Origin of the sequence: Alteraurantiacibacter aestuarii (assembly GCF_009827405.1) — a bacterium.
GTDB lineage: Bacteria > Pseudomonadota > Alphaproteobacteria > Sphingomonadales > Sphingomonadaceae > Alteraurantiacibacter > Alteraurantiacibacter aestuarii.
In genome coordinates this window covers 186,937-209,487 of record NZ_WTYY01000003.1, presented here as the reverse complement: position 1 = coordinate 209,487, position 22,551 = coordinate 186,937, and the positions used below count along the sequence as shown (strand labels likewise).

At 63.6% G+C, this 22,551-nt stretch carries 17 protein-coding genes; 11 read left to right on the top strand and 6 right to left on the bottom strand.

All coding sequences use genetic code 11. The annotated features are described in order from the left end of the window. Position 1 precedes the first annotated feature (1 nt). From GRI32_RS06385 to GRI32_RS06375, 3 genes are all read right to left on the bottom strand, one after another. The gene (locus GRI32_RS06385; RefSeq protein WP_160590577.1) at positions 2 to 1,249 is read right to left on the bottom strand and encodes a SulP family inorganic anion transporter; all 1,248 of its coding nucleotides are present in this window, start codon (positions 1,247 to 1,249) and stop codon (positions 2 to 4) included. Between the two features lie 44 nt (positions 1,250 to 1,293). Then, on the bottom strand, positions 1,294 to 3,624 hold the full coding sequence (locus GRI32_RS06380) for an FtsK/SpoIIIE family DNA translocase (RefSeq protein WP_160590576.1): 2,331 nt from the start codon (positions 3,622 to 3,624) through the stop codon (positions 1,294 to 1,296). Positions 3,625 to 3,689: 65 nt separating this feature from the next. Continuing rightward, complete coding sequence (locus GRI32_RS06375; RefSeq protein ID WP_337190170.1) at positions 3,690 to 4,211, bottom strand: thiamine phosphate synthase; 522 nt, start codon at positions 4,209 to 4,211, stop codon at positions 3,690 to 3,692. A gap of 50 nt (positions 4,212 to 4,261) precedes the next feature. On the opposite strand from GRI32_RS06375, the gene GRI32_RS06370 reads away from it, so the two are divergent. Both GRI32_RS06370 and GRI32_RS10695 read left to right on the top strand, forming a co-directional pair. Further along, positions 4,262 to 4,927 carry a YggS family pyridoxal phosphate-dependent enzyme gene (locus tag GRI32_RS06370; RefSeq protein ID WP_160590574.1) on the top strand — a complete coding sequence of 222 codons (666 nt, stop codon included), beginning with the start codon at positions 4,262 to 4,264 and terminating at the stop codon, positions 4,925 to 4,927. Positions 4,928 to 5,047: 120 nt separating this feature from the next. Beyond that, the gene (locus tag GRI32_RS10695; RefSeq protein ID WP_202385969.1) at positions 5,048 to 5,221 is read left to right on the top strand and encodes a hypothetical protein; all 174 of its coding nucleotides are present in this window, start codon (positions 5,048 to 5,050) and stop codon (positions 5,219 to 5,221) included. Positions 5,222 to 5,248: 27 nt separating this feature from the next. On the opposite strand, the gene GRI32_RS06365 is transcribed toward GRI32_RS10695, so the two are convergent. Then, complete coding sequence (locus GRI32_RS06365; protein WP_160590573.1) at positions 5,249 to 8,017, bottom strand: [protein-PII] uridylyltransferase; 2,769 nt, start codon at positions 8,015 to 8,017, stop codon at positions 5,249 to 5,251. Between the two features lie 129 nt (positions 8,018 to 8,146). On the opposite strand from GRI32_RS06365, the gene lgt reads away from it, so the two are divergent. Continuing rightward, positions 8,147 to 9,058, top strand: a complete 912-nt coding sequence (lgt, locus tag GRI32_RS06360) for a prolipoprotein diacylglyceryl transferase (RefSeq protein ID WP_160590572.1) — start codon at positions 8,147 to 8,149, stop codon at positions 9,056 to 9,058. A gap of 7 nt (positions 9,059 to 9,065) precedes the next feature. After that, on the top strand, positions 9,066 to 10,151 hold the full coding sequence (locus GRI32_RS06355) for a class I SAM-dependent methyltransferase (protein WP_160590571.1): 1,086 nt from the start codon (positions 9,066 to 9,068) through the stop codon (positions 10,149 to 10,151). A gap of 9 nt (positions 10,152 to 10,160) precedes the next feature. Here GRI32_RS06355 and GRI32_RS06350 read toward each other — a convergent pair whose 3' ends face one another. Then, the gene (locus GRI32_RS06350; protein ID WP_160590570.1) at positions 10,161 to 11,672 is read right to left on the bottom strand and encodes a sensor histidine kinase; all 1,512 of its coding nucleotides are present in this window, start codon (positions 11,670 to 11,672) and stop codon (positions 10,161 to 10,163) included. A 180-nt stretch (positions 11,673 to 11,852) separates the two neighbouring features. On the opposite strand from GRI32_RS06350, the gene GRI32_RS06345 reads away from it, so the two are divergent. From GRI32_RS06345 to GRI32_RS06315, 7 genes are all read left to right on the top strand, one after another. Beyond that, positions 11,853 to 13,013, top strand: coding sequence for an acyl-CoA dehydrogenase family protein (locus GRI32_RS06345; protein ID WP_160590569.1), 1,161 nt, complete (start codon positions 11,853 to 11,855; stop codon positions 13,011 to 13,013). Between the two features lie 17 nt (positions 13,014 to 13,030). After that, on the top strand, positions 13,031 to 14,053 hold the full coding sequence (locus tag GRI32_RS06340; RefSeq protein WP_160590568.1) for an alpha/beta hydrolase: 1,023 nt from the start codon (positions 13,031 to 13,033) through the stop codon (positions 14,051 to 14,053). Further along, entirely contained in the window at positions 14,054 to 15,073 is a 1,020-nt protein-coding gene (locus GRI32_RS06335; RefSeq protein ID WP_160590567.1) for an alpha/beta hydrolase, read from the top strand. A gap of 4 nt (positions 15,074 to 15,077) precedes the next feature. Next, positions 15,078 to 16,121: an alpha/beta hydrolase gene (locus GRI32_RS06330; protein ID WP_160590566.1), complete on the top strand. Its 1,044-nt coding sequence runs from the start codon at positions 15,078 to 15,080 to the stop codon at positions 16,119 to 16,121. Continuing rightward, entirely contained in the window at positions 16,118 to 17,719 is a 1,602-nt protein-coding gene (locus tag GRI32_RS06325) for a carboxyl transferase domain-containing protein (RefSeq protein WP_160590565.1), read from the top strand. The genes GRI32_RS06330 and GRI32_RS06325 overlap by 4 nt, the downstream gene beginning before the upstream one ends. Positions 17,720 to 17,727: 8 nt before the next feature. Beyond that, on the top strand, positions 17,728 to 18,588 hold the full coding sequence (locus GRI32_RS06320) for a hypothetical protein (RefSeq protein WP_160590564.1): 861 nt from the start codon (positions 17,728 to 17,730) through the stop codon (positions 18,586 to 18,588). A gap of 70 nt (positions 18,589 to 18,658) precedes the next feature. Then, a complete protein-coding gene (locus GRI32_RS06315) occupies positions 18,659 to 19,744 on the top strand; it encodes an endonuclease/exonuclease/phosphatase family protein (RefSeq protein ID WP_160590563.1) in 1,086 nt (361 codons plus the stop codon). Positions 19,745 to 19,768: 24 nt separating this feature from the next. On the opposite strand, the gene gyrB is transcribed toward GRI32_RS06315, so the two are convergent. Next, the gene (gene gyrB / locus GRI32_RS06310; RefSeq protein ID WP_160591083.1) at positions 19,769 to 22,270 is read right to left on the bottom strand and encodes a DNA topoisomerase (ATP-hydrolyzing) subunit B; all 2,502 of its coding nucleotides are present in this window, start codon (positions 22,268 to 22,270) and stop codon (positions 19,769 to 19,771) included. Positions 22,271 to 22,551 lie beyond the last annotated feature (281 nt).

The following is a 22,551-nucleotide window of genomic DNA, read 5'->3' as shown; positions in this document are numbered from 1 at the left end:
ATCAGGCGTCCGGATTGGCCACCGGCCGTTCGCGCAGGCGCAGCGCCAGGCCGATGATGGTGCCGGTGGCGATGGCCACGGTCAGGTCGACCATCACCGTCAGCACGGCGGTCAGCGCCATCAGCAATATATCGCTGCGCGGCATGCTCAGTCGCTCACCCCAGCGGTGCGGCTCTGCCATGGACCATGCGGTGAGGATCAGCAGCCCGGCCAGCGCAGGCAGCACCATCGCGCCTGCCAGCGGCGCGGCCAGAGAGACCAGCGCCCAGATCACCAGCGCATGGACGATGCCTGCCACCGGCGTGCGCCCGCCCGCGCGGACATTGGTGGCGGTGCGCGCAATCGCGCCGGTGGCGGGCAGTCCGCCGAACAGGGACGTGGCGAGATTGGCCGCGCCCTGCGCCATCAGTTCCGCGCGCGGGCGGTAGGACCCCTGCACCATCCGGTCGGCCACCTTGGCCGACAGCAGCGATTCGATCCCTGCCAGAAAGGCGATCGCCAGCGCGGAGGGGAACAGCTCCACCACCATTGCCCAATTGGCATCGGGCAGGCGCGGCATCGGCAGGCCGTGGGGCAGCGCGCCATAGGTGCCCGATACCGTGTCCACCGGCATGGCGAACATGGCGACCGCCAGCGAGGCCGCTCCCACCGCGATAATCGAGCCGGGCAGGCGCGCAGACAGTTTGCGCAAGGCGACAATGGCGATGATCGTGGCCAGGCCAATCAGTGCCGCCGCGAGATCGAATGATCCGCGCGCGCCCCACAATTGCGGCAGTTTCTCCATGAAATCGGCCGGCAGCGTGCCGGTGTCGAGGCCCAGGAAGTCCTTCAGCTGGCTGACCGCGATGACGATGGCGATGCCGATGGTGAAGCCGTCGATCACCGGTTCGGGCACCAGCGCAACCAGGCGCCCGGCCTTGAACAGCGCCGCGATCACCAGGATCGCGCCACACATGCCGGTGGCCACCACCAGCCCGTCGTATCCGTGATTTGCAATCACGCTGTAGACCAGCACGATAAACGCCCCGGTCGGTCCGCCGATCTGCACCCGGCTGCCACCAAGCAGCGATATCAGCAGGCCGCCGACGATGGCGGTGATGATGCCCGCCGCGGGTGGAGCGCCCGAGGCAATGGCGATGGCAATGCTGAGTGGCAGCGCCACCAGCGCCACGGTTGTGCCCGCCAGCGCATCATGCACGAAGGCGGAGCGGTCATAGCCTTGCAGCGTGGTCAGCAGCTTTGGTTTCATTGGCGGGGCCTGATGTGAGCCTGTACCCGAATTATTGCGCCGGTTTAAAGCGGATTGCCGTCCCGGTCGCGGAAGATCTCGCGGCGGCCCACGTGGTTGGCGGGGCCGACCAGGCCGTCCTCCTCCATCCGCTCGATCAGCTTGGCGGCGGTGTTATAGCCCACGCCCAGCTGGCGTTGCAGCCATGAGCCGGAAGCCTTCTGGTTTTCCCACACGATCTGGCAGGCCTGGCGATAGCGGCGCTCTTCCGGATTGTCCGACGCGGTGAATTCGTCCTCGAAATTATAGCCGCCGTCTTCGGGCTCCTCGGTGACGGAATCGATGTAGTCAGGTTCGCCCTGGCCGCGCCAGTGGCTGGCCACTCTCTCCACCTCGTCATCCGATACGAACGGGCCGTGGACGCGCACCAGTGCGCCGGTGCTGGGCTTGAACAGCATGTCGCCCTTGCCCAGCAATTGTTCCGCGCCCTGCTCGCCCAGAATGGTGCGGCTGTCGATGCGGCTGGTGACGTTGAAGCTGATGCGGGTGGGCAGATTGGCCTTGATCACGCCGGTGATGACATCCACCGACGGGCGCTGCGTGGCCATGATCAGGTGGATGCCGGCGGCGCGGCTCTTCTGGCTCAGGCGCTGGATCAGCACCTCTATTTCCTTGCCCACGGTCACCATCAGATCGGCCAGCTCGTCCACGATCAGCACGATCTGCGGCAGGGCGGCGTAATCGAGCTGTTTTTCCTCCACCAGTTCCTCGCCGGTTTCGGGATCGAAGCCGGTCTGGATGCGGCGGCCCAGCGGCTTGCCCTTGGCGGCGGCGGCGGTCACCCGCTCGTTGAAGCCGATCAGGTTGCGCGCGCCGATATCGCTCATCATCCGGTAGCGCCGCTCCATCTCCTCGACCGCCCATTTCAGCGCGCGGATGGACTTGTGCGGCTCTGTCACCACCGGGGCGAGCAGGTGCGGGATATCGTCATAGCTCTTGAGTTCGAGCACCTTGGGATCGATCAGGATCAGGCGGCATTCGGCCGGGCTGAACTTGTACAGCAGTGACAGCAATATGCAGTTGAGGCCCACCGACTTGCCCGATCCGGTGGTGCCCGCCACGAGCAGATGCGGCATGGCGGCAAGGTCTGCCACCACCGGCTCCCCGGCAATGTCCTTGCCCAGGATGATCGGCAGCATGCCCTTGGCATCGACGAAGGCTTCGGACGCGGCCATTTCCTTGAAGCTGACCATCTGCCGGTCGGCATTGGGCAGTTCGATGCCCATCACCGTCTTGCCCGGAATCGGCGCGACGCGGGCGGATATGGCGGACATGTTGCGGGCGATATCCTCGGCCAGACCAACCACGCGGCTGGCCTTGATGCCGGGGGCAGGTTCCAGCTCGTACATGGTCACCACCGGGCCGGTGCGCACGGCGGTGATTTCGCCCTTCACGTTGAAATCGTCGAGCACGTTTTCCAGCAGGCGGGCGTTGCGTTCCAGCGCCAGCTTGTCGAGCTTGGGGGCATTGTCGGTCGGCGGATTTTCCAGCAGGTCGAGGCTGGGCAGGTCATATTCGGCGAACAGGTCCTTCTGCCGCGCCTTGGTCGCCCTGGCCGGGCGCGGGGGCGCGGAAGGATCGCTGATTTCGGGCGGCTTGCGGTCCGATTGCGCGATCGTGACCGGTTCAGACGAGCGTTCGGTCTTCTTGCGCGCGGGCGATGGCTTGAACGGATTGGCGTTGCTGCCGGGCAGGCTGGGCGCGCGCTTCAGCCATTCGGGCAGAGTCAGCAGGCCGGCCCAGTCCAGCGCAAAGACCTTGCCCGCCAGGAATGCGCCGGCCAGCAGGCTGAGCAATCCGCCCGCCAGTATGGTCCAGAACTGCGCCCCTTCGGGCAGGCGTCCGGCCAGAGCGCGCAAGGCGCCTTCGCCCAGCAATCCCGCCAGTCCGCCGGTCGATGCCGGAAGGCTCCATTCGCGCGGATCGGTGACCAGTGAGAGGACGGTGGAAAGCAGCGCCATCGCCAGCAGCAACAGCAGCACGGTGCGCCACCACTTGCCCTCACCAATCGCCTCCTCATCGGAGGCATCGCGCCATAACTTGCGTCCGAAGGCATAGAGCAGCGGCAGGAACAGCACCGATACCAGCCCGAACAGCGTCAGCACGCCATCGGCGGCATAGGCCCCGGCGCGGCCCATCCAGTTGTCCACCACGGACCCGGCGGCAGTCGACAGGGACGGATCGGTATAGCTGAAGCTGACCAGCGCCAGCGTCAGGAATGCGGTGGAGGCGAACAGGATGACGGCGCCGGACATCTGCAGCGCACGGCTCAGCGAACGGCGAAAAGCCGCGCGCCAATCGGCATTTTGCGATGAATTCCGGGCGCGTGACGCCATCAGCTTCGTTCCCTTTTCGTCCCGCAGGCGCGCATCATGAGTCCGCACAGACTCCCCGTCAAGATTTAGCGTGAGGTAAGTCCATCAATCGCCGCCCAGTGTGGCCAATCGAGCCGCATGGCGTTGCGGGTGTTCATCCCGCCCAGCGCGATCACCGGGACCTGTGCGTGGCGGGCCAGCAGGCGAAAGCGCACCGGTCCAAGCGAGGGCGCGCCGGGGTGGGTAGCCGTGGCAAAGGCGGGGGACAGCAGGATCGCATCGGCGCCCAGCGTGTTGGCCAGAGCGATTTCCCGCATGTCATGCGCGGTGGCCAGCATCAGCAGGTCGCGGCGCGGATAGAGGCTGCGCGGCGCGCCATAAATGCCGTCCGCACCCCATTCGCGCGCGGTCAGGGCGCTGTCTGCCAGCACCACCACATGGTCCCGTGCCCGGGCGATCCTCTCCAACGCGGCATAGCGGGCCACGCGCTGCGCATCGGGCAGGTGGTAATGGCGATAGATGAAGCCGCTGCCACGCGGCAGGCGGGCCAGCGCATCCTCCAGCACCGCATCGTTGCGCGCATCGGACAACAGCCACAGGCGGGGCAAGATTTGGGGCAGGGACTGGAAAGCGGCCATCGGCCCGCTATAGCGCCCGGATGAGCACAAATGCAGCCCAGCTATTGAACAATGTGCAGGCCCATATCGCCAAGGCCTGCAAGATCGCCCGCCGCGAAGGGGAGGAGGTGACGCTGATCGCCATCTCCAAGACCCATACCGCCGAAGACATCACCCCGCTGCTGGATGCCGGGCAGCGCGTGTTCGGAGAGAACCGCGTGCAGGAAGCGCAAGGCAAATGGCCGTCGCTGAAGGAGCAATACGCAGGGGTGGAATTGCATCTGGTGGGCCAGCTGCAATCCAACAAGGCGGATGAGGCGGTGGCGCTGTTCGATTGCATCCACTCGCTCGACCGGCCTTCTTTGGTGACCGCGCTGGCACGCGCGATGGACAAGGCGGGGCGGCGCGTGCCGTGCTTCATCCAGGTCAATATCGGGGCGGAGGAGCAGAAGGGTGGCTGCGCCATTGCCGATGTGTCCGCGCTGATCGAGCAGGCGCGCGCGGCCAATATCCCGCTGGCGGGGCTAATGTGCGTCCCGCCTTTGGGGATCGAGGCTGCCCCGTTCTTTGCCCTGCTGGACAAGCTGGCGCGCGACAACGGACTGGAAGGGCGCAGCATGGGCATGAGCGGCGATTATGAAACCGCCATCATGCTGGGCGCGACCCATATCCGCGTGGGCACGGCGCTGTTCGGCGCGCGGGACTGAGATCAGCTGGCGGCAAGATGACCCGATAACAGGGTGCAGGATTCCGCTGGCCGGGAGAGAGGTGTTAACCGGTTAGATATCCGCGGGGCCTAAGCCTCCTGCCTGTCAGGAGACACTTCAATGCAATTCGTCCCCCTCAAGTCGCGCGGCGGCAACTATCTTGTCGTCGCTTCCAATATTGCCTGGCTCAGGACCGCGGAAAACGGCCAGACGCAGGTCGGCATCGTCGGCGGCAGTCCGCTGGTGGTGAGCGGGACGATCGAGGAAACGGCGGCGGCGATTCAGGCTGGCTGAGGCGAAGGGTCACTGTGCCCGCCAGGCCTACTCCGCCGCCTCGGTCTCGGGCTCGCCCGCGGCGATGGCGGCCAGCAGGGCCTGTTCCACCTTCTTGAGCCGGTCTTCGGAGGTGATCTTTCCGCCCAGCAGATCGGTCACATAGAAAGTATCCACCGCGCGCTCGCCATATTGGGTGATGTGCGCGGAATTGATGATCAGGCTGGTTTCGAACATCGCCCGGGTCAGCCGGTTGAGCAGCGCCGGACGATCGGTGGCGTTGACCTCGATCACGGTGAAGCGGACCGATGCCTCGTTATCGAACAGGATCAGCGGCGCGATGCGGAAGTTTTCCGCGCGTGTGCGCGGCAGCGGCCGTGCGGCAAGGCTGGGGACCATGTCGATCTTGCCCGCCAGCGCATCTTCGATGGATTTCTTCAGCCGCTTGAGCTGCACCTCTTCCTGGAACGGCTTGCCCAGCGGGTCCTGCACCAGGAAATTATCGACCGCCTTGCCCACTCTGGTGGTGTGAATGCGGGCATCGATGACGTTCGCGCCGGCCAGGTTGATGGCCCCGGCGATGCGGAAGAACAGGCCCGGATGGTCATCGCCGATCACGGTGATAAGCGTTGCCCCGCGCGCCGGATAATATTCGGCATGGATGGACAGCTTGTGTTCCAGCCGCTTGGCAGCTTCGTAGTGCGGCAGGTTGATGGCGATGATATCGGCAGGCTCGGCCATCCAGTAGTCGCGGTCGAACCGGCTATCGAGTTCCTGCACCAGATGGGCCTTGTCGCCCAGCAGGCTGGCCACTTCGAGGCGCTTGGCATCGAGGCGCTTCTGGCGGCGGTCCTCGTCGCCTTCGCCCAGGCGCAATTGCTCCTCGGCCAGCGTATACAGATCGCCCAGCAGCTGGCGCTTCCAGCTGTTCCAGATACCCGGACCCACAGCGCGAATATCGACAATGGTCAGCACGGTCAGCTGGCCCAGCGCCTCGGCATCGTCGATTTCCTCAAGGAAATGCTCGATCGTCTTGGGATCGGCCAGGTCGCGCTTGAAGGCGGTGGCGCTCATCAGCAGGTGATAGCGCACCAGCCAGCTGACCAGCTCGGTCTCCGCCTTGGTCAGGCCCAGCCGCGGGCAGATGCGCAGCGCCAGTTCGGCGCCCAGCACGGAGTGATCGCCGCCGCGCCCCTTGGCGATATCGTGCAGCAGCGTGGCGACATACAGCACGCGGCGATATTTTAGCCCGGGCAGGATCTTGGTGGCCAGCGGGTGGTCCTCCACCAGCTCGCCCTTCTCGATCTTGGACAGCAGGCCGATGGCGCGGATGGTGTGCTCATCCACCGTATAATGGTGATACATGTCGAACTGCATCTGCCCGCCGACCTTGCCGAAATCGGGCACGAAGCGGCCAAACACGCCCGCCTCATTCATCCAGCGCAGCACGCTTTCGGGATCGTTGCGGCCGCACAGCACATCCAGAAACAGCGCGTTGGCGCGTTCGTCGCGGCGCACTTCGCGCTGGATCAGCCCGGAATCGCGGCGCGCCTTGCGGATCGTTTCGGGGTGGATTTCCAGCCCCTCACGCTCGGCAATGGTGAAGATCTCCACCAGCCGCACAGGGTCCTGCTGGAACCAGTCATCGCTCGGCGCGGAAAGCTTGCCGCCCGCGACCTTGTACCCTTCGATCAGCTTTTCGCGCTTGCCCATCAGGCCGGACAGGAAGCCGGCACCGCGGCGCTTCTGCTGGGTCTGTTCTTCCAGCGAGGAGAGAAAGACGCCGGTCAGATTGCCGACATGCTGCGCCTGCAGGAAATAGAACTGCATGAAGCGTTCCACCGCGCTCTTGCCCGGACGGTCGGCATAATTCATGCGCCGCGCCACTTCGCGCTGCAGATCGAAGGTCAGCCGGTCCTCGCCGCGCCTGGCGATGGTGTGCAGATGGCTGCGAACGGCCAGCAGGAACCCTTCGGCACGGCGGAAGCTGCGGTATTCCTCCTTGGTGAACAGGCCCTTGTCCACCAGCTCTGCCGCGCTGCGCACGCGGTAGACATATTTGCCGATCCAGTAGAGCGTCTGCAGATCGCGCAGCCCGCCCTTGCCGTCCTTGATATTGGGTTCGACGACATAGCGCGAATCGCCCATGCGCTTGTGGCGCGCATCGCGTTCGGCCAGTTTTTCGGCGATGAACTGGCTTTCCGTTCCGGGAACGACATCGCCCCAGAAGCGGTCCTCGGTCATCTGGTAAACGTCCTTGTCACCCCACAGATAGCGCCCTTCCAGCAGGGCCGTGCGGATGGTCAGGTCGCTGCGGGCCATGGTCACCATCTCGTCCAGTGATCGGCTTGAATGGCCCACTGTCAGGCCCAGGTCCCACAGGAAATAGAGCATCGCCTCGATCACCTGTTCGCACCAGGCGGTGGGCTTGCCGGGGGTGATGAAGGCGATGTCGACATCCGAATAAGGGGCCATTTCGCCGCGTCCGTATCCGCCCACGGCAATCAGCGTCAGCCGCTCTCCGCTGGACCTGTTGGCCACCGGATACAGGTCGCCCACCACGTGATCGTGCACCACGCGGATGATCTGATCGATCAGGAAGGCATAGCCATTGGTGATCTCGTGCCCGGCACCGGGCTTTTCGGCCAGCCTGTCGGACAATTCCTGGCGGCCATCCTCCAGCGCCTTCTTCAGCAGCGCCACGATCTGCGGGCGCGCGCCTTCGGCCCCCTTGTCCTCAATTGCATCGGCAATGGCGGAAACGAGCGCGCGGCGATCGATGATGGCGCGCTGGCGGGTGATGGTAAGCTTTGACACGCAAAGGGAGATAGTGCGCGCGGGCCAATAGTGCAAAAGCTGCTTGCACGGCGCTGTGCATGCGGATCAGGGGTTTTACCGGAAGGTGCGCTGTGCCATTGCCTGCGCCAACAACGGGGTGCGGTGACAATGCTCGAATTTCTGGCAGTAGCGACAGGCGGGACGACCAACTGGATCGACCTGGGGCTGAAGAACGGGATCGACCTGGGTATCTTCACCCTGCGCTATTATTCGCTGGCCTATCTGTTCGGCCTGTTTTTCGCCTACTGGCACCTCTCGCTCATGATCAAGGCGCCCGGTGCCCCGCTGGCCCAGCGCCATGCAGACGACCTGTTCTTCTATTGCATGGTCGGCACCATTCTTGGCGGCAGGCTCGGCTATGCCACTTTCTACCAGCCCGAACTGTGGACCACGTTTGAGCCGGACACCTTCATATCCTGGCGCGTGCTGCGCCTGTGGGACGGCGGGATGAGCTTCCACGGCGGGGTGATCGGGGTGACGACGGCGATCGGCTGGGTCTCATGGCGCGGGCAGCTCAATTTCATCCGCGTGTGTGATTATATCGCCGTCAATGTCGGCCCGGCCATGTTGCTGGGGCGGCTGGCCAATTTCATCAATGGCGAACTGTGGGGCCGCGCTGCCCCGGCAGACCTGCCGTGGGCGATGACTTTCTGCGATATCCAGCATTCGGCCAGCACCTGCATCTCCTCTTACGTGCCGCGCCATCCCAGCCAGCTTTACGAAGCGCTGCTGGAAGGGGCGCTGGTGGCCGCGGTGCTGATCCCGCTGTTCTGGTTCAGCCGGGCGCGTTATCGCCCCGGCCTGCTGGTGGGCACTTTCACCGTGCTGATCGCTTCGGGCCGGTTCATCGTGGAATTCTTCCGCGAACCCGATGCCCAGCTGGCGGAATTTGCCGTGCGCACCGGCCTCAACATGGGCCAGTGGCTGACCATTCCGCTGATCCTGGGCGGGCTGGGGCTGGTCATATGGGCGCTCACCCGCACGCCGCTGGCAAGCGGACACAAGCGGCCTGCCGGCTGACCGGGCGATGGACCACGGCAAATCCGGGACTGGTGCGGGCGATGATCTGGGGGATATTTTCCGGCGGCTGATATCGTCCACCGGACCCATCAGCCTGATGCACTTCATGGGCGAATCCAACGCCCGCTATTATTCCAGTCGCGATCCGTTCGGGTCCGAAGGCGATTTCATCACCGCGCCCGAGATCAGCCAGATGTTTGGCGAGCTGATCGGCCTGTGGCTGGCCGATCTGTGGATCAGGGGCGGACGAACGGAGCCGGTCCATTATGTGGAACTGGGGCCGGGGCGCGGTTTCCTGGCGCGCGATGCCGGGCGGGCGATGAAGCGCTATGGCCTCAGGCCGCGGATGCATCTGGTGGAAGGGTCCACCCGGCTGCGCGATGTGCAGCTGGAACAGGTTCCCGATGCGATTTTCCACGATGACCTGTCCACCGTACCCATGCGCGGACCGGTGCTGATCGTCGGCAATGAATTCCTCGATGCGCTGCCGGTGCGGCAACTGATCATGACCGCCGAGGGCTGGCGTGAGGTGATGGTGGGCGTCGATGGCGATGAATTCGTGCTGCTGCCCGGTCGCCAGCCGATGGATTCCGCCGTGCCGGAGGCGCGCCGACAGGCCGAAGTGGGCACGGTGATGGAAACCTGTCCCGGTGCTGCGGCCAATATGTTCGAAGTGGCGGGCCGACTGGTTGCCCAGGGCGGCGCGGCGCTGTTCATCGATTATGGCCATATCCAGCCGCGCAGCGGATCGACGCTGCAGGCGGTGCGCGCGCACCAGAAGCTGGAGCCGTTGAGCGCGCCGGGGCAGGCCGACCTCACCGCCCATGTCGATTTTGACCAGATGAAGCAGATTGCCCTGTCGCGCGGGGCCAAATGGGTGGGCACGGTCACGCAGGGCGAGTGGCTGCGTGCACTGGGCATCGACCAGCGCGCCGAATCGCTGGCGGACTTTGCCCCGCAGCACCGGCAGGCACTGATGTCTGCGCGTGACCGGCTGGTTGCGCCCGATCAGATGGGCGATCTGTTCAAGGTGATGGCGCTGGCGGGGCCTGAATGGCCACATGGCGCGGGCTTTCCCGAGGATTATTCGTAACGCCAGGCGTCAGGTTGAGGCCTCGGTTTCAGCCATCAGGCCCATCGGGGCGATGGCGTCCCTCGGTAGCACCAGTTCAACCACCAGCCCGGCCGGCTCGAACCGGCGTTCCCAGCTGCCCTGCAACTGGCCGGTGACCGTCAGGTCGACAAGCCGCGATCCGAACCCGCTTTTGCCATTGTCCTGCGGCGGCGGCCCGCCATGTTCCTGCCACAGAAGGTGAACCTGCTCGCCATCCTCGGCAATGTTCAGCGTCACCGTTCCGCCATCCACGCTCAGCGCGCCATATTTGGCCGAATTGGTCGCCAGTTCATGGAATATCAGCGCGATCGATGTGGCCGCGGCCTGACCCACGGCGCTTTCCTGCCCGGTCACGATCACGCGCGGTTCCTGTCCGGCGGCGCGATAGGGGGCAAACACCACTTCGAGCAGGCCCTTGAGGCTCTCCCGCGTCGAGCCGCTGGCAGGGCGGACGAAATCATGCGCCCGGCCCAGCGCGCGCAGCGTATCGTTCAGCGTCTCGGCAAAGTCCTTGTGCTCGGGTTCCTTGCGCGCCTGCAGGGATACCAGCCCGCTGACCACGGCGAAGATGTTCTTGATCCGGTGCGACAGCTCCTTGGCCAGCATGTCGCGGCTTTCGGAAAGCTTATGCGCATCGTCGATGTCGGTCATGGTGCCGAACCAGCGGATGCGGTCCCCCACGCCGGTCTTCACCGGCAGCGCGCGCACCAGCATCCAGCGATATTGCCCGTCGGCGCGGCGCAGGCGGTTCTCCCGCTCATACGGCTTGCGCGTGGCGATGGCCTCCATCCAGTCATCGATGATATCCTGATAATCGTCAGGATGCAGGACGGTGCGCCCGATCTCCTCATTATAAGGCAGCGGCGCGCCGGTGAATTCCTGCCAGCGCCGGTTGAAGTAATCGAACACGCCATCCTGATTGGCGGAAAAGGCAATGTCGGGCATCGAATCCGCCAGCGCCTTGAAGCGCGCCTCGCTACGCTCGATCTCACGCGTGGCCACCAGCCCCTGCCGGCGAGAGCGCAGGCGGCGCATGGCGGCCTGTGCCAGCACTGCCAGCCCTTCGCGCTGGAACTCATTCAACGCCTCGGCATGGGGTTGCAGATCGATCACGCACAAGGTGCCCAGCGGCGCGCCTTCATCGGAAACCAGCGGCTGGCCGGCATAATAGCGCACATGCGGATCGCCGGTGACCAGCGGATTATCGGCAAAGCGCGCATCCAGCGCGGCATCGGCCACTTCCATGATCTCCGACTGACCCAGCGCATGGGTGCAGAACGAAATTCCGCGCGGCGTCTCACGCTGGTCCACCCCGGTGCGGGCCAGGAAGAACTGCCGCCGGTCATCCAGCAAGGTCACCATCGATGCGGGCACGTTGCACAGTTTTGCGGCGAAATTGACGATCGCCTGCAATTCGGGGTCGTCTTCCAGCGCCTCTGCCTGGAAATCCTCCAGCACGCGCAGGCGCTTCTCCTCATCCGAATACTCGGGTGAAGGCATGGGCATTTCGGCCAGCGGTTTGGGATCGTGAAGATTCAACCTGTTTGCTCCGTTGTCAGGATAGGATGTCCGCCCCGGCTTGGCCAGAAAACAAGTTCTTGGGGGGATGATGTTTCATCTGTAACCACTAGGCCCGATGGCAGCGCCTTGCTATGCCTGCAAGGCAAGGAGAGAGACGTCATGCGCGCAACCCCCGATTTCGACTTTGCCCTGGGCGAAAACGCCGCGATGATCCGCGAAAGCGTGAGCCGCTTTGCCGATGAACAGATTGCGCCAAGAGCGCAGCAAGTGGACCGGGACGATGCATTTCCGCGGGACCTGTGGCCACAGATGGGTGAACTGGGGCTGCACGGAATCACGGTTTCTGAAGAAGATGGCGGTCTTGGCCTGGGCTATCTGGAGCACACTATCGCGGTGGAGGAAGTGAGCCGCGCCAGCGCCTCTGTCGGCCTTTCCTATGGCGCCCATTCCAACCTGTGTGTCAACCAGATCGCCCGCTGGGGCACGGCGCAGCAGAAGGCGCGCCACCTGCCGCGCCTGATCAGCGGCGAGCATGTCGGCGCGCTGGCGATGAGCGAGCCGGGCGCGGGATCGGACGTGATCGCCATGAAACTGCGCGCCGACAGGGTCGATGGCGGGTGGAAGCTCAACGGCACCAAGTTCTGGATCACCAATGGCCATTATGCCGATGTGGTGGTGGTCTATGCCAAGACCGATCCCGATGGCGGATCCAAAGGCATCACCGCCTTCGTGGTCGAAAAGCACATGGCGGGGTTCGAGCCGGGGCAGAAGATCGGCAAGATGGGCATGCGCGGATCGCCCACGTCGGAACTGGTGTTCGATGATTGCACCGTGCCTGACAGCCATGTGCTGGGCGAAGTGGGCGCAGGCGCGCGGGTGCTGATGAGCGGGCTGGACTATGAACGCACGGTGCTGTCCGGCGTGCAGCTGGGCATCATGCAGGCCTGCCTCGACACGGTGATCCCCTACGTCCGTGAGCGCCGCCAATTCGGCCAGGCCATCGGCAGTTTCCAGCTGATCCAGGCCAAGGTGGCGGACATGTATGTGGCGCTGCAATCGGCGCGTGCCTATGCCTATGCCGTGGCGCGGGCGTGCGATGCGGGCAAGACCACGCGCTTCGATGCAGCAGGCGCGATCCTGCTGGCGAGCGAAAGCGCCTTTCGCGTGGCGGGAGAGGCGGTGCAGGCGCTGGGCGGGGCGGGCTACACCACCGACTGGCCGGTGGAACGTTACCTGCGAGATGCAAAGTTGCTGGACATCGGCGCAGGAACCAACGAAATTCGCCGCATGCTGATCGGCCGGGAACTGATCGGCACCTGACGTTTGAGGGGAGATCAATGCTGAACAGGTTCATCGGCGCGCTTGGCGCGGCCACCATCACACTGGCCATAACTGCCGCGCCCGCATTGGCGCAGGACGCCGCCCGGATCGAGTGGACAAGTTTTCACAGCCGCGCGATGGAGGGCAATCTGGAAGGCAATAGCGCCGAGCGCGGCGTCTATGTCGTAACGCCGCCCGGATATGACGAGAATCCGACCAGGCATTATCCGGTGGTCATATTCCTGCACGGCTATTTCGCGACCCCGCAAATGTACCAGCAGAGCATGCATTTCGAAGAGTCGGTGCAGGCGGCGGCCGAGGCCGGTCATGACATGATCATGGTGATCCCTGACGGGCATTCAAAGCTAAAGGGCGGGTTCTATTCGAGCAGCCCGGTAGTCGGCGACTACGAGGCAATGGTGGCACAGGATCTGGTTTCCTGGGTTGATGCCAATTATCGCACCATCGCCGATCCCGACAGCCGCGGCCTGTCCGGCCATTCCATGGGCGGGTACGGCACAATCCGCATCGCAATGAAACACCCGGGCGTGTTTTCCAGCATCTATATGATGAGCGCATGCTGCCTGCCGCCGCAGCCGATCGATGCCGAACAGGCGGCCGGCATCAATGTGCTGACCGAGGCGGAATTGGACGGCGCCCAGTTTGGCGCGCTGGCGGGGGCCTCGACCGGGGCGGCCTGGGCGCCCGATCCCAACGCCGAAAACGCCTTGATGATCGATACCACGCTGGGTGATGATGGCGCCATCGACAAGCTGGTGGAATACCGCATGGCAGCCAATTCGCCGGTGGTGATCCTGCCGCAATATCTGAGCTCGCTAAACGATCTTGAAGGTTTCGCCATCGATATTGGGGATGCCGATTTCCTGCTGCAGGGCAACCGCACCTTCATGGCCGAACTTGACCGCTTCGGCGTCGAATATCAGTTCCAGCTGTATGAAGGCGATCACGGCAACCGCATCGCGGAACGCATCCGCACTCATGTGCTGCCATTCTTTGCCGCACACCTGGATGGCGAATAGATGCTGAGACAGATCGCTCCGGCCTGCGCTATTGCCTGCGCCGCCATCGCCGCATTGCTGTCCGTGCCGTCAGCCGCACAGGACCATGCCCGCATCAATGAAGTCACCTTTCACAGCCCCGCGCTGGAAGGGAACTGGGAAGGCAATCCGGCAGACCGGCTGGCGCTGGTGTTCACTCCGCCCGGCTATGATGAGAACCCCGGCAGGCATTACCGTGTGGTCTATTTCCTCCACGGATACTGGGCCACGCCACAAATGTACCAGGACTTCGCCCATTTCGAGGAGGCGGTGGACGAAGCCGCCGCTGCGGGTGAGGACTTCATCCTGGTGATGCCCGACGGGCAATCGCGCATGCGCGGCAGCTTCTATTCCAGTTCCCCCACCACGGGCGATTTCGAAACCTATGTGGCGCGTGACCTGGTGGCCTATGTCGACGCCAATTTCCGCACCGTCGCCAACCGCGAATCGCGCGGGCTGGCCGGCCATTCGATGGGCGGATACGGCACATTGCGCCTCGGCATGAAGTTCCCCGATGTGTTCTCCAGCATCTACGCGATGAGCGCCTGCTGCCAGCTGGTGCGCGATCTGTCGGCGGACGATGCGCGGCAGGCTGAAGGCATCACGGACGAGGTGATCGCCGATGCCGAATTCGGCCAGCTTGGAGCGATGCCCTTCCTCGCCGCATGGTCGCCCGATCCCGATGGCACCAATTTCGTCGACAATGGCCTGCTGGATGACGGCACGATCGATCCGGCGGTCACCGCGCGCATCGCCGCCAACTCGATCATTCCCATGCTGCCGCAATATCTGCCCAATCTGCGTCAGCTGGAAGCCATCGCCTTTGACGTGGGCAATGCAGACAGCCTGAGCGTGGGCAATGAAGCCATGCATCAAGAGCTGCTGCGCTTTGGCGTGGACCATGTTTACGAGGTTTATGAAGGCGATCACGGAAACCGGATCGCCGCGCGTATCCGCAGCCATGTGCTGCCCTTTTTTGCCGAACACCTGGATGAGGAATAACCCAATGCTCAAAGGCCTTATTATCACCGCAGCGGCGCTGACCGCGCTGACCGCCCAGCCCGCACTGGCGCAAAACATCACCGCGCCTGACGCGGTAGTGCCCGCCGGTATCACGGTGGAAGCACCGATGGTTCACGGTGCCTCGCTGGAAGGCAACCTGGAAGGCAACAGCGCCGACCGTGAAGTGATGGTGGTGCTGCCGCCGTCCTATGCCAGCAGCCCCAGCCGGCATTATCCGGTGGTCTATTACCTCCACGGCTTCGCCATCTCCGGCCGCGATTTCTACGATTACATGCAGGTCCCCACCGCCGTGGCTGAAAATGCCGCAGCGGGCCGTGAGTTCATCGTGGTGGTGCCCGATACGCTGACGGCGATGGGCGGATCGATGTATTCCAACTCCGTCACCACCGGCAACTTCCGCGAGTTCATCGCCAAGGATCTGGTGGCCTATATGGACGCCAATTACCGCACCATTCCCACCCGCGAAGGGCGCGGGCTGGCGGGCCATTCGATGGGCGGATACGGCACCTGGGTTACCGCCATGACCTATCCCGAAAGCTTCGGATCGATCTGGGCGCAGAGCGCCTGCTGCGTTTCGCCGCGCGGTGAAACGGTGGAGAGCGCCACCGCCATGGCCGCTGTCCCGCGTGACGGAGTGGACCAGTCCGGCTTTGGCATGCGCGCCGGGCTCGCCTCTGCCGTGGCATGGGCGCCCAATCCGCTCAAGCCGCCGTTCTACGTTGATTTCCCGCTCGCCGCAGACGGCACGGTCGATCAGCTGGTGATCGCGCGCTGGGCCAACAACTCTCCGCTCGCCATGGTCTCCAGCCATATCGATGCGCTGCAAAGCTTCGACGCCATCGGCAGCGACGTCGGCGAACAGGACGGCCTGATCCGCGACGACACGATGATCAGCGCGGAGCTGGACAAGTTCGGCATCAAGCACATCTTCGAAACCTATGAAGGCACCCACACCGACAAGATCGGCCAGCGCTTCAACGAACTGGTACTGCCGTTCTTTGCCGAGCATCTGAATATGGTGGAATGAGCGGACCCGTTCTCTCAACCAAGCTGGATGTAACCAGCGAAGAAAGCCGCCAGCGCGCGAGGCATAATCGCGCGCTGGCGGAAGAATTGCGCGCAAAGGTCGCCAAGGCGGCGCTCGGCGGGTCCGAACGCAGCCGGGAGCGGCACACGGCGCGCGGCAAGCTGCTGCCGCGGGAGCGGGTCGAGCGGCTGCTCGATCCCGGCTCGCCTTTTCTGGAAATCGGGCAACTGGCGGCGGGCGGGCTGTATGATGATGCGGTGCCGGGCGCAGGGCTGATCGCGGGCATTGGCCGGGTGTCCGGGCGGCAGGCGATGATCGTGTGTAATGATGCCACGGTGAAGGGCGGCACTTATTATCCGATGAGCGTGAAGAAGCACCTTCGCGCGCAGGAGATCGCGCAGGCCAACCGCCTGCCGTGCCTCTATCTGGTGGATAGCGGCGGCGCCAATCTGCCGCATCAGGCGGAGGTGTTTCCTGATCGCGACCACTTTGGGCGGATATTCTTCAATCAGGCCAATATGTCCGCGCTGGGCATTGCGCAGATTGCCTGCGTGATGGGCAGCTGCACCGCGGGCGGTGCCTATGTCCCGGCGATGAGCGATGAGAGCGTGATCGTGCGCGATCAGGGCACCATCTTCCTGGCCGGTCCGCCGCTGGTAAAAGCGGCCACGGGGGAGGAGATTTCGGCCGAGGATCTGGGCGGCGGCGCGCTGCATGCCAGGAAGTCCGGCGTGGCCGATCATCTGGCCGAAAATGACGAACACGCGCTGACCATCTTGCGTGATATCGTCAGCCATATGGGCTTTTCCACAAAAGCTGAAGTTAACTTGAGAGAGCCGATTGCGCCGAAGTTTGACGCCGAGGACCTGTACTCCATCATCCCCGACGACGTGCGCGCGCCCTATGACGTGCACGAGGTGATCGCGCGGCTGGTGGACGCCAGCGAGTTCCACGAATTCAAGGCGCAATATGGCGCAACACTGGTGTGCGGCTTTGCGCATATCTGGGGCATGCCCGTGGCGATTCTGGCCAACAATGGGGTGCTGTTTTCCGAAAGCGCGGTGAAGGGCGCTCACTTCATAGAGCTGGCCTGCCAGCGCGGTATACCGCTGTTGTTCCTGCAGAATATCTCCGGCTTCATGGTCGGCGGCAAGTATGAGGCGGAAGGCATCGCCAAGCATGGCGCCAAGCTGGTGACCGCCGTCGCCACGGCGCAGGTTCCCAAGCTTACGGTGGTGATCGGCGGCAGTTTTGGCGCCGGCAATTACGGCATGTGCGGACGAGCTTACGATCCGCGCTTCCTGTTCACCTGGCCCAATGCGCGCATCAGCGTGATGGGCGGCGAACAGGCCGCCAGCGTGCTCGCCACCGTCCACCGCGATGCCGACAGCTGGAGCGAGGAAGAAGCCGAAGCCTTCAAGGCCCCGATCCGCGAGAAATACGAGACCGAGGGCAACCCATATTACGCCACCGCCCGCCTGTGGGATGACGGCGTGATCGACCCTGTCCAGACGCGCGACGTGTTGGGGCTGAGCCTCGCGGCCTGTCTGGAAGCGCCATTCGAGGACCGCCCGAGGTTCGGCGTGTTCAGGATGTAATCGAGGCCATGGCTTTCCAACCATTTGGCGATCATTTTGAGGTGGCATCGCACATGCCAGTGGATGCGGTGAAGGCCGCAATTCGGGCGAACAAGAAGAGCTGGTTTGATCCCAAGCGTGGTGCCCGAGGCTGGATCGTGGGACCCTTCCTGTGCCTGTGGATCAGTGCTCTTGATAAAAACGGGCCAATGGTGCTGGCGCGCATTTCAGTCGACGGCTTCGGCACGCGGATAAGCGGCAGGGCAGGCTCCGACCTCAATGGCCTGATTGGCATGACGTTCATGGCCTGCCTTATGGCGGCAATCCCACTGATTGCTCATTGGCGTGCTGATACACTGGCGCCAGTATTCTATCTGGCGTTGGCTCTCGTATTTTTTTCAGTGGGATTGTCATTCTGGTTTGCAAACAAGTCGCGCCGGGATGCTGAGCCCCTGATCAGATTTCTGCGTCGGACGGTAAACCCTGCGGCAAAGGTTCCGAAACCACCGAAGTCTTCAGTCGCTTTTCCTGCACAAACAGCGGTGCCGATGCACCTCGATTTTTCGGGTGAGGAAGTGTTTGATAATGTCTCCCCCAATGCGGTGCGCGACATGCTGTGCCGGATTGCGGAGGATGAAGATGGCTTTGCTATCCTTTCCTTCGATGATGGGCACTATCTGCAAACCGCCTGGGCCGATGACGGTTTTGTCCTTGAGAAGCGCGAAGGCAGCGAAGATCTTCACTTCATTGCAGTTCGCGCAGGCGATCCTCAACCGGCAAGGGGACGCGGCTCCAGCCTGTCGCTTGCAGAAATCGAAACTGCCTTCGCGGCATATTGCGAGCAGGTGCCCATCACGGATGCCCTTGGATGGCAGCCACTCTTCCGCTGAGCGCCAGAGCTCAAAACTCAAGCCGACCGCGCAGGAACATTCGCGCCGCCCAAGGCTTGGGTAAGGTAGTATGGCGCGCAACATCCTGATCCGTATCACCAAGGCGATGATTGCCTTGCTGACCATCGCGACATTTGTCGGGATCGTCGCTGTCGATGCCTGGTGGATTCGGGTTTTCGATTTCCCGCGCCTGCAATTCGCCGCGCTGCTGGTGCTGGCGATGGCGGGTCTGTTTGCGCTGTGCCGGGCGAAGGCGCGCTGGTGGCTGGCGGTGGGCACGGTGGCGCTGGCGTTCCAGCTGTATCAGGTCTTTCCCTATTCATCGCTGGCCGATCGGCAGGCGATCCCGGCGATCAACTGCGTGCCGGAGCGGCGCCTGCACCTGCTCTCGCTCAACGTGCTGCAGGACAATCGCGATTATGGTCGTACGCTGGAGCTGGTGCGCACCGAGCAGCCGGACGTGTTCCTGGCGATGGAAGTGGATGCGGCATGGATCGATGCACTCACCCCGCTGGAGGTGGACTATCCCTATTCGCGCAGGATTCCGCTGGATAACAAATATGGCATGGCGCTCTATTCACGCCTGCCGCTGAGCGAGGTCGAGCATCTGGAGCTGGCGGGTGACGATACGCCGCTGATCCGCGCGCGGGTGGAGATGGGCAGCGGCCTGCGCCCCACCTTCTTTGCCGTCCATCCGCTTCCCCCACGTCCGGGGCAGGACAGCGGCCAGCGGGATGCCGAGCTGGTGCTGCTGGCCGATCTGGTGCGCGATTCTGGGCGCCCCACTCTGGTGATGGGCGATTTCAACGATGTGCCGTGGTCACGTGTGAGCGAGACGTTCCAGCGCGTGGGCGAGATGGTCGATCCGCGTATTGGCCGCGGCTTCTTCGCCAGCTTCGATGCCACCAATCCGGCCATGCGCTGGCCGCTCGACCATCTGTTTCACACCGAGGATTTCGGCGTCATGCGGTTCGAGACCGGGCAGGGTGTCGGCTCCGACCATTATCCGCTGATCGCGACACTGTGCCTGCAGACAGAGCGGTTCGAGCCGTTGCAGGACGCGCCCGCCTATACGCAAGAAGCGCGAGAGAATGCCCGCGAGGAGCTGGAAAGCGCCGATCCCGCCATGGTGGACGCAATACCGGGTAACGAGTGAGGGCGCGCCCCAGACGTAGCTGAATCAAACGTCCAGATTGGCCACGTTCAGCGCATTGTCCTGAATGAACTCGCGCCGCGGTTCGACCACGTCGCCCATCAGGCGGGTGAAGATTTCGTCCGTAACGTCGGCGTCTTCCACCTTTACCTGCAGCAGGATGCGCACATCGGGGTCGAGCGTGGTTTCCCACAGCTGGTCGGCGTTCATTTCGCCCAGACCCTTGTAGCGCTGAATGGAGAGGCCCTTGCGGCCCGCGGCCATCACTGCATCCACCAGCTGGGTTGCCAGGGTGATTGCACCATCGCCCGCCACCACGGCGGTTTCGGCCTCGGTGCCGTCCTCGTCTGCGGCCACTTCCTCCACCGGCTCCGGCTCTGCCGCGCTGGAACGCACCAGCCGCACGGGCGTGGTGAACACGCCGCCCTGATCGCCGGCACGGGCATGCAGGCGGCGCGCTTCGCCGCTTTCGAGGAACTTGGCTTCGATCAGGTGGACATCGGTCACGCCGCGCCACACGCGGTCAAAGCGCACGTGGCCATCTTCGGCAATGCGCGCGGACCAGCGGGCCTCGCTGTCGCCCATTTGCAGATGGGCGGCGCAGGCATCCAGCCGCTCGGCACGTTGGTCCAGCGTCAGCCCGGGCTCGAACGCGCCGTTCAGCGCCATCGCTTCCACCACATTGTAGTTATATTTGCGCGGTACGAAGGCGAGCGTGTTCTTGAGGCGCAGGGCCTGCTCCACCAGCTCTGCCAGATCGGCCCCGCTGCGCGCGCCGCCTGCCGTTTCCAGAACGCGGCCCTGCAATCCGGCTTCCACCAGATAGCGATCGAGCGCGGGCTGGTCCTTCAGGTAAACCTCGCTGCGGCCCTTGGCGACCTTGTACAAAGGCGGCTGAGCGATGAACAAATGCCCGGCTTCCACAATCGCGGGCATCTGCCGGTGGAAGAAGGTGAGCAGCAGCGTGCGGATATGCGCGCCGTCGACGTCGGCGTCGGTCATGATCACGATCTTGTGATAGCGCAGCTTCTCAAGGTTGAATTCCTCGCGAATGCCGGTGCCCATCGCCTGGATCAGCGTGCCCACTTCCTTGGAGGAGATGATCCGGTCCAGCCGCGCGCGCTCCACGTTGAGGATCTTGCCCTTCAGCGGCAGGATCGCCTGCGTCTTGCGGTCACGGCCCTGCTTGGCGCTGCCGCCAGCGGAATCGCCCTCCACCAGGAACAATTCGGACTTGGCGGGATCGCGTTCCTGGCAGTCAGCCAGCTTGCCGGGCAGGCTGGCGATGCTCATCGCGCCCTTGCGGCTCATCTCGCGGGCGCGCTTGGCGGCCTCGCGCGCGGCGGCGGCATCGATCACCTTCTGGATGATGGATTTGGCGTCGGCGGGGTTTTCCTCCAGCCATTCGCTCATCTTCTCACCCATCAGGCTTTCCAGCGGCTGGCGCACTTCGGAGGAGACCAGCTTGTCCTTGGTCTGGCTGGAGAACTTGGGATCGGGCAGCTTGACCGATACGATGGCGGTCAGCCCTTCGCGCATGTCCTCACCCGAAAGCGAGACCTTTTCCTTCTTCAGCAGGCCCGAGCTATCGGCATAATTGTTGATCGTGCGGGTCAGCGCAGAACGGAATGCGGCCAGATGCGTGCCGCCATCGCGCTGCGGGATGTTGTTGGTGAAACACAGCACGTTTTCGTAATAGCTGTCGTTCCATTCCAGCGCGACATCGATGCCGATGCCTTCCTTCTCCGCCGAGACGGAGATGGGTTCGGGCACCAGCGGCTGCTTGTTGCGGTCGAGATATTTCACGAAAGCCGCGATGCCGCCTTCGTAGAACAGGTCATGCTCCAGCGGCTCCTCTCCGCGATTGTCGCGGATCAGGATGCGTACGCCGGAATTGAGGAAGGCCAGCTCGCGGTAGCGATGCTCCAGCTTGTCGAAATCATATTCCAGCACGTTCTTGAACGTTTCGCTGGAGGCCATGAAGGTAACGCGCGTGCCCTTCTTGAAGCCATTGTCATCCGCATTGCCGTCAACCCTGGGCGCATCGGCGCGAATGACCAGCGGGGATACGGCGTCGCCGTGTTCAAAGCGGATGTAATGTTCCTTGCCATCGCGCCACACCACCAGTTCCAGCCATTCCGACAGGGCGTTGACGACCGAGACGCCCACGCCGTGCAGGCCGCCTGAAACCTTGTAGGCGTTCTCGTCATTGGTGTTGTCGAATTTGCCGCCCGCGTGCAGCTGGGTCATGATGACTTCTGCGGCGGAGACGCCTTCTTCCTTGTGGATACCCACCGGAATTCCGCGGCCATTATCTTCCACGGACACCGATCCATCGGGATTCAGCTCTATCAGCACCAGGTCGCAGTGGCCCGCCAGCGCCTCGTCAATGGCGTTGTCCGACACTTCGAACACCATGTGGTGCAGGCCGGAGCCATCGTCGGTATCGCCGATATACATGCCGGGGCGTTTGCGCACCGCATCCAGGCCCTTGAGAACCTTGATACTTTCGGCGCCATACTCGCCCATGCGCTTGGTGTTGCTGGCCGGAGTTTCGGCAGAAATTTCCGCGGGAGTTTCAGGTGTTTCCGTCATGCTCATTATATAGGAATCGCAGGGCGTAAAAGGAAGCTGGTGTGACACTACTCCACAAGTTTACGCGCAAGGGGACGGCGGGTTTGGCCTGGGACCTGCGTCTGACCCGCGCCCAAACGCAAACGGCCGCCCGGTGAGGGGCGGCCGCTTTACTGGTCAGCTGTTGGGCCGGCTCAGGCCATCCACACTGCCGGATAGGGCAGGCGGCCTACGCT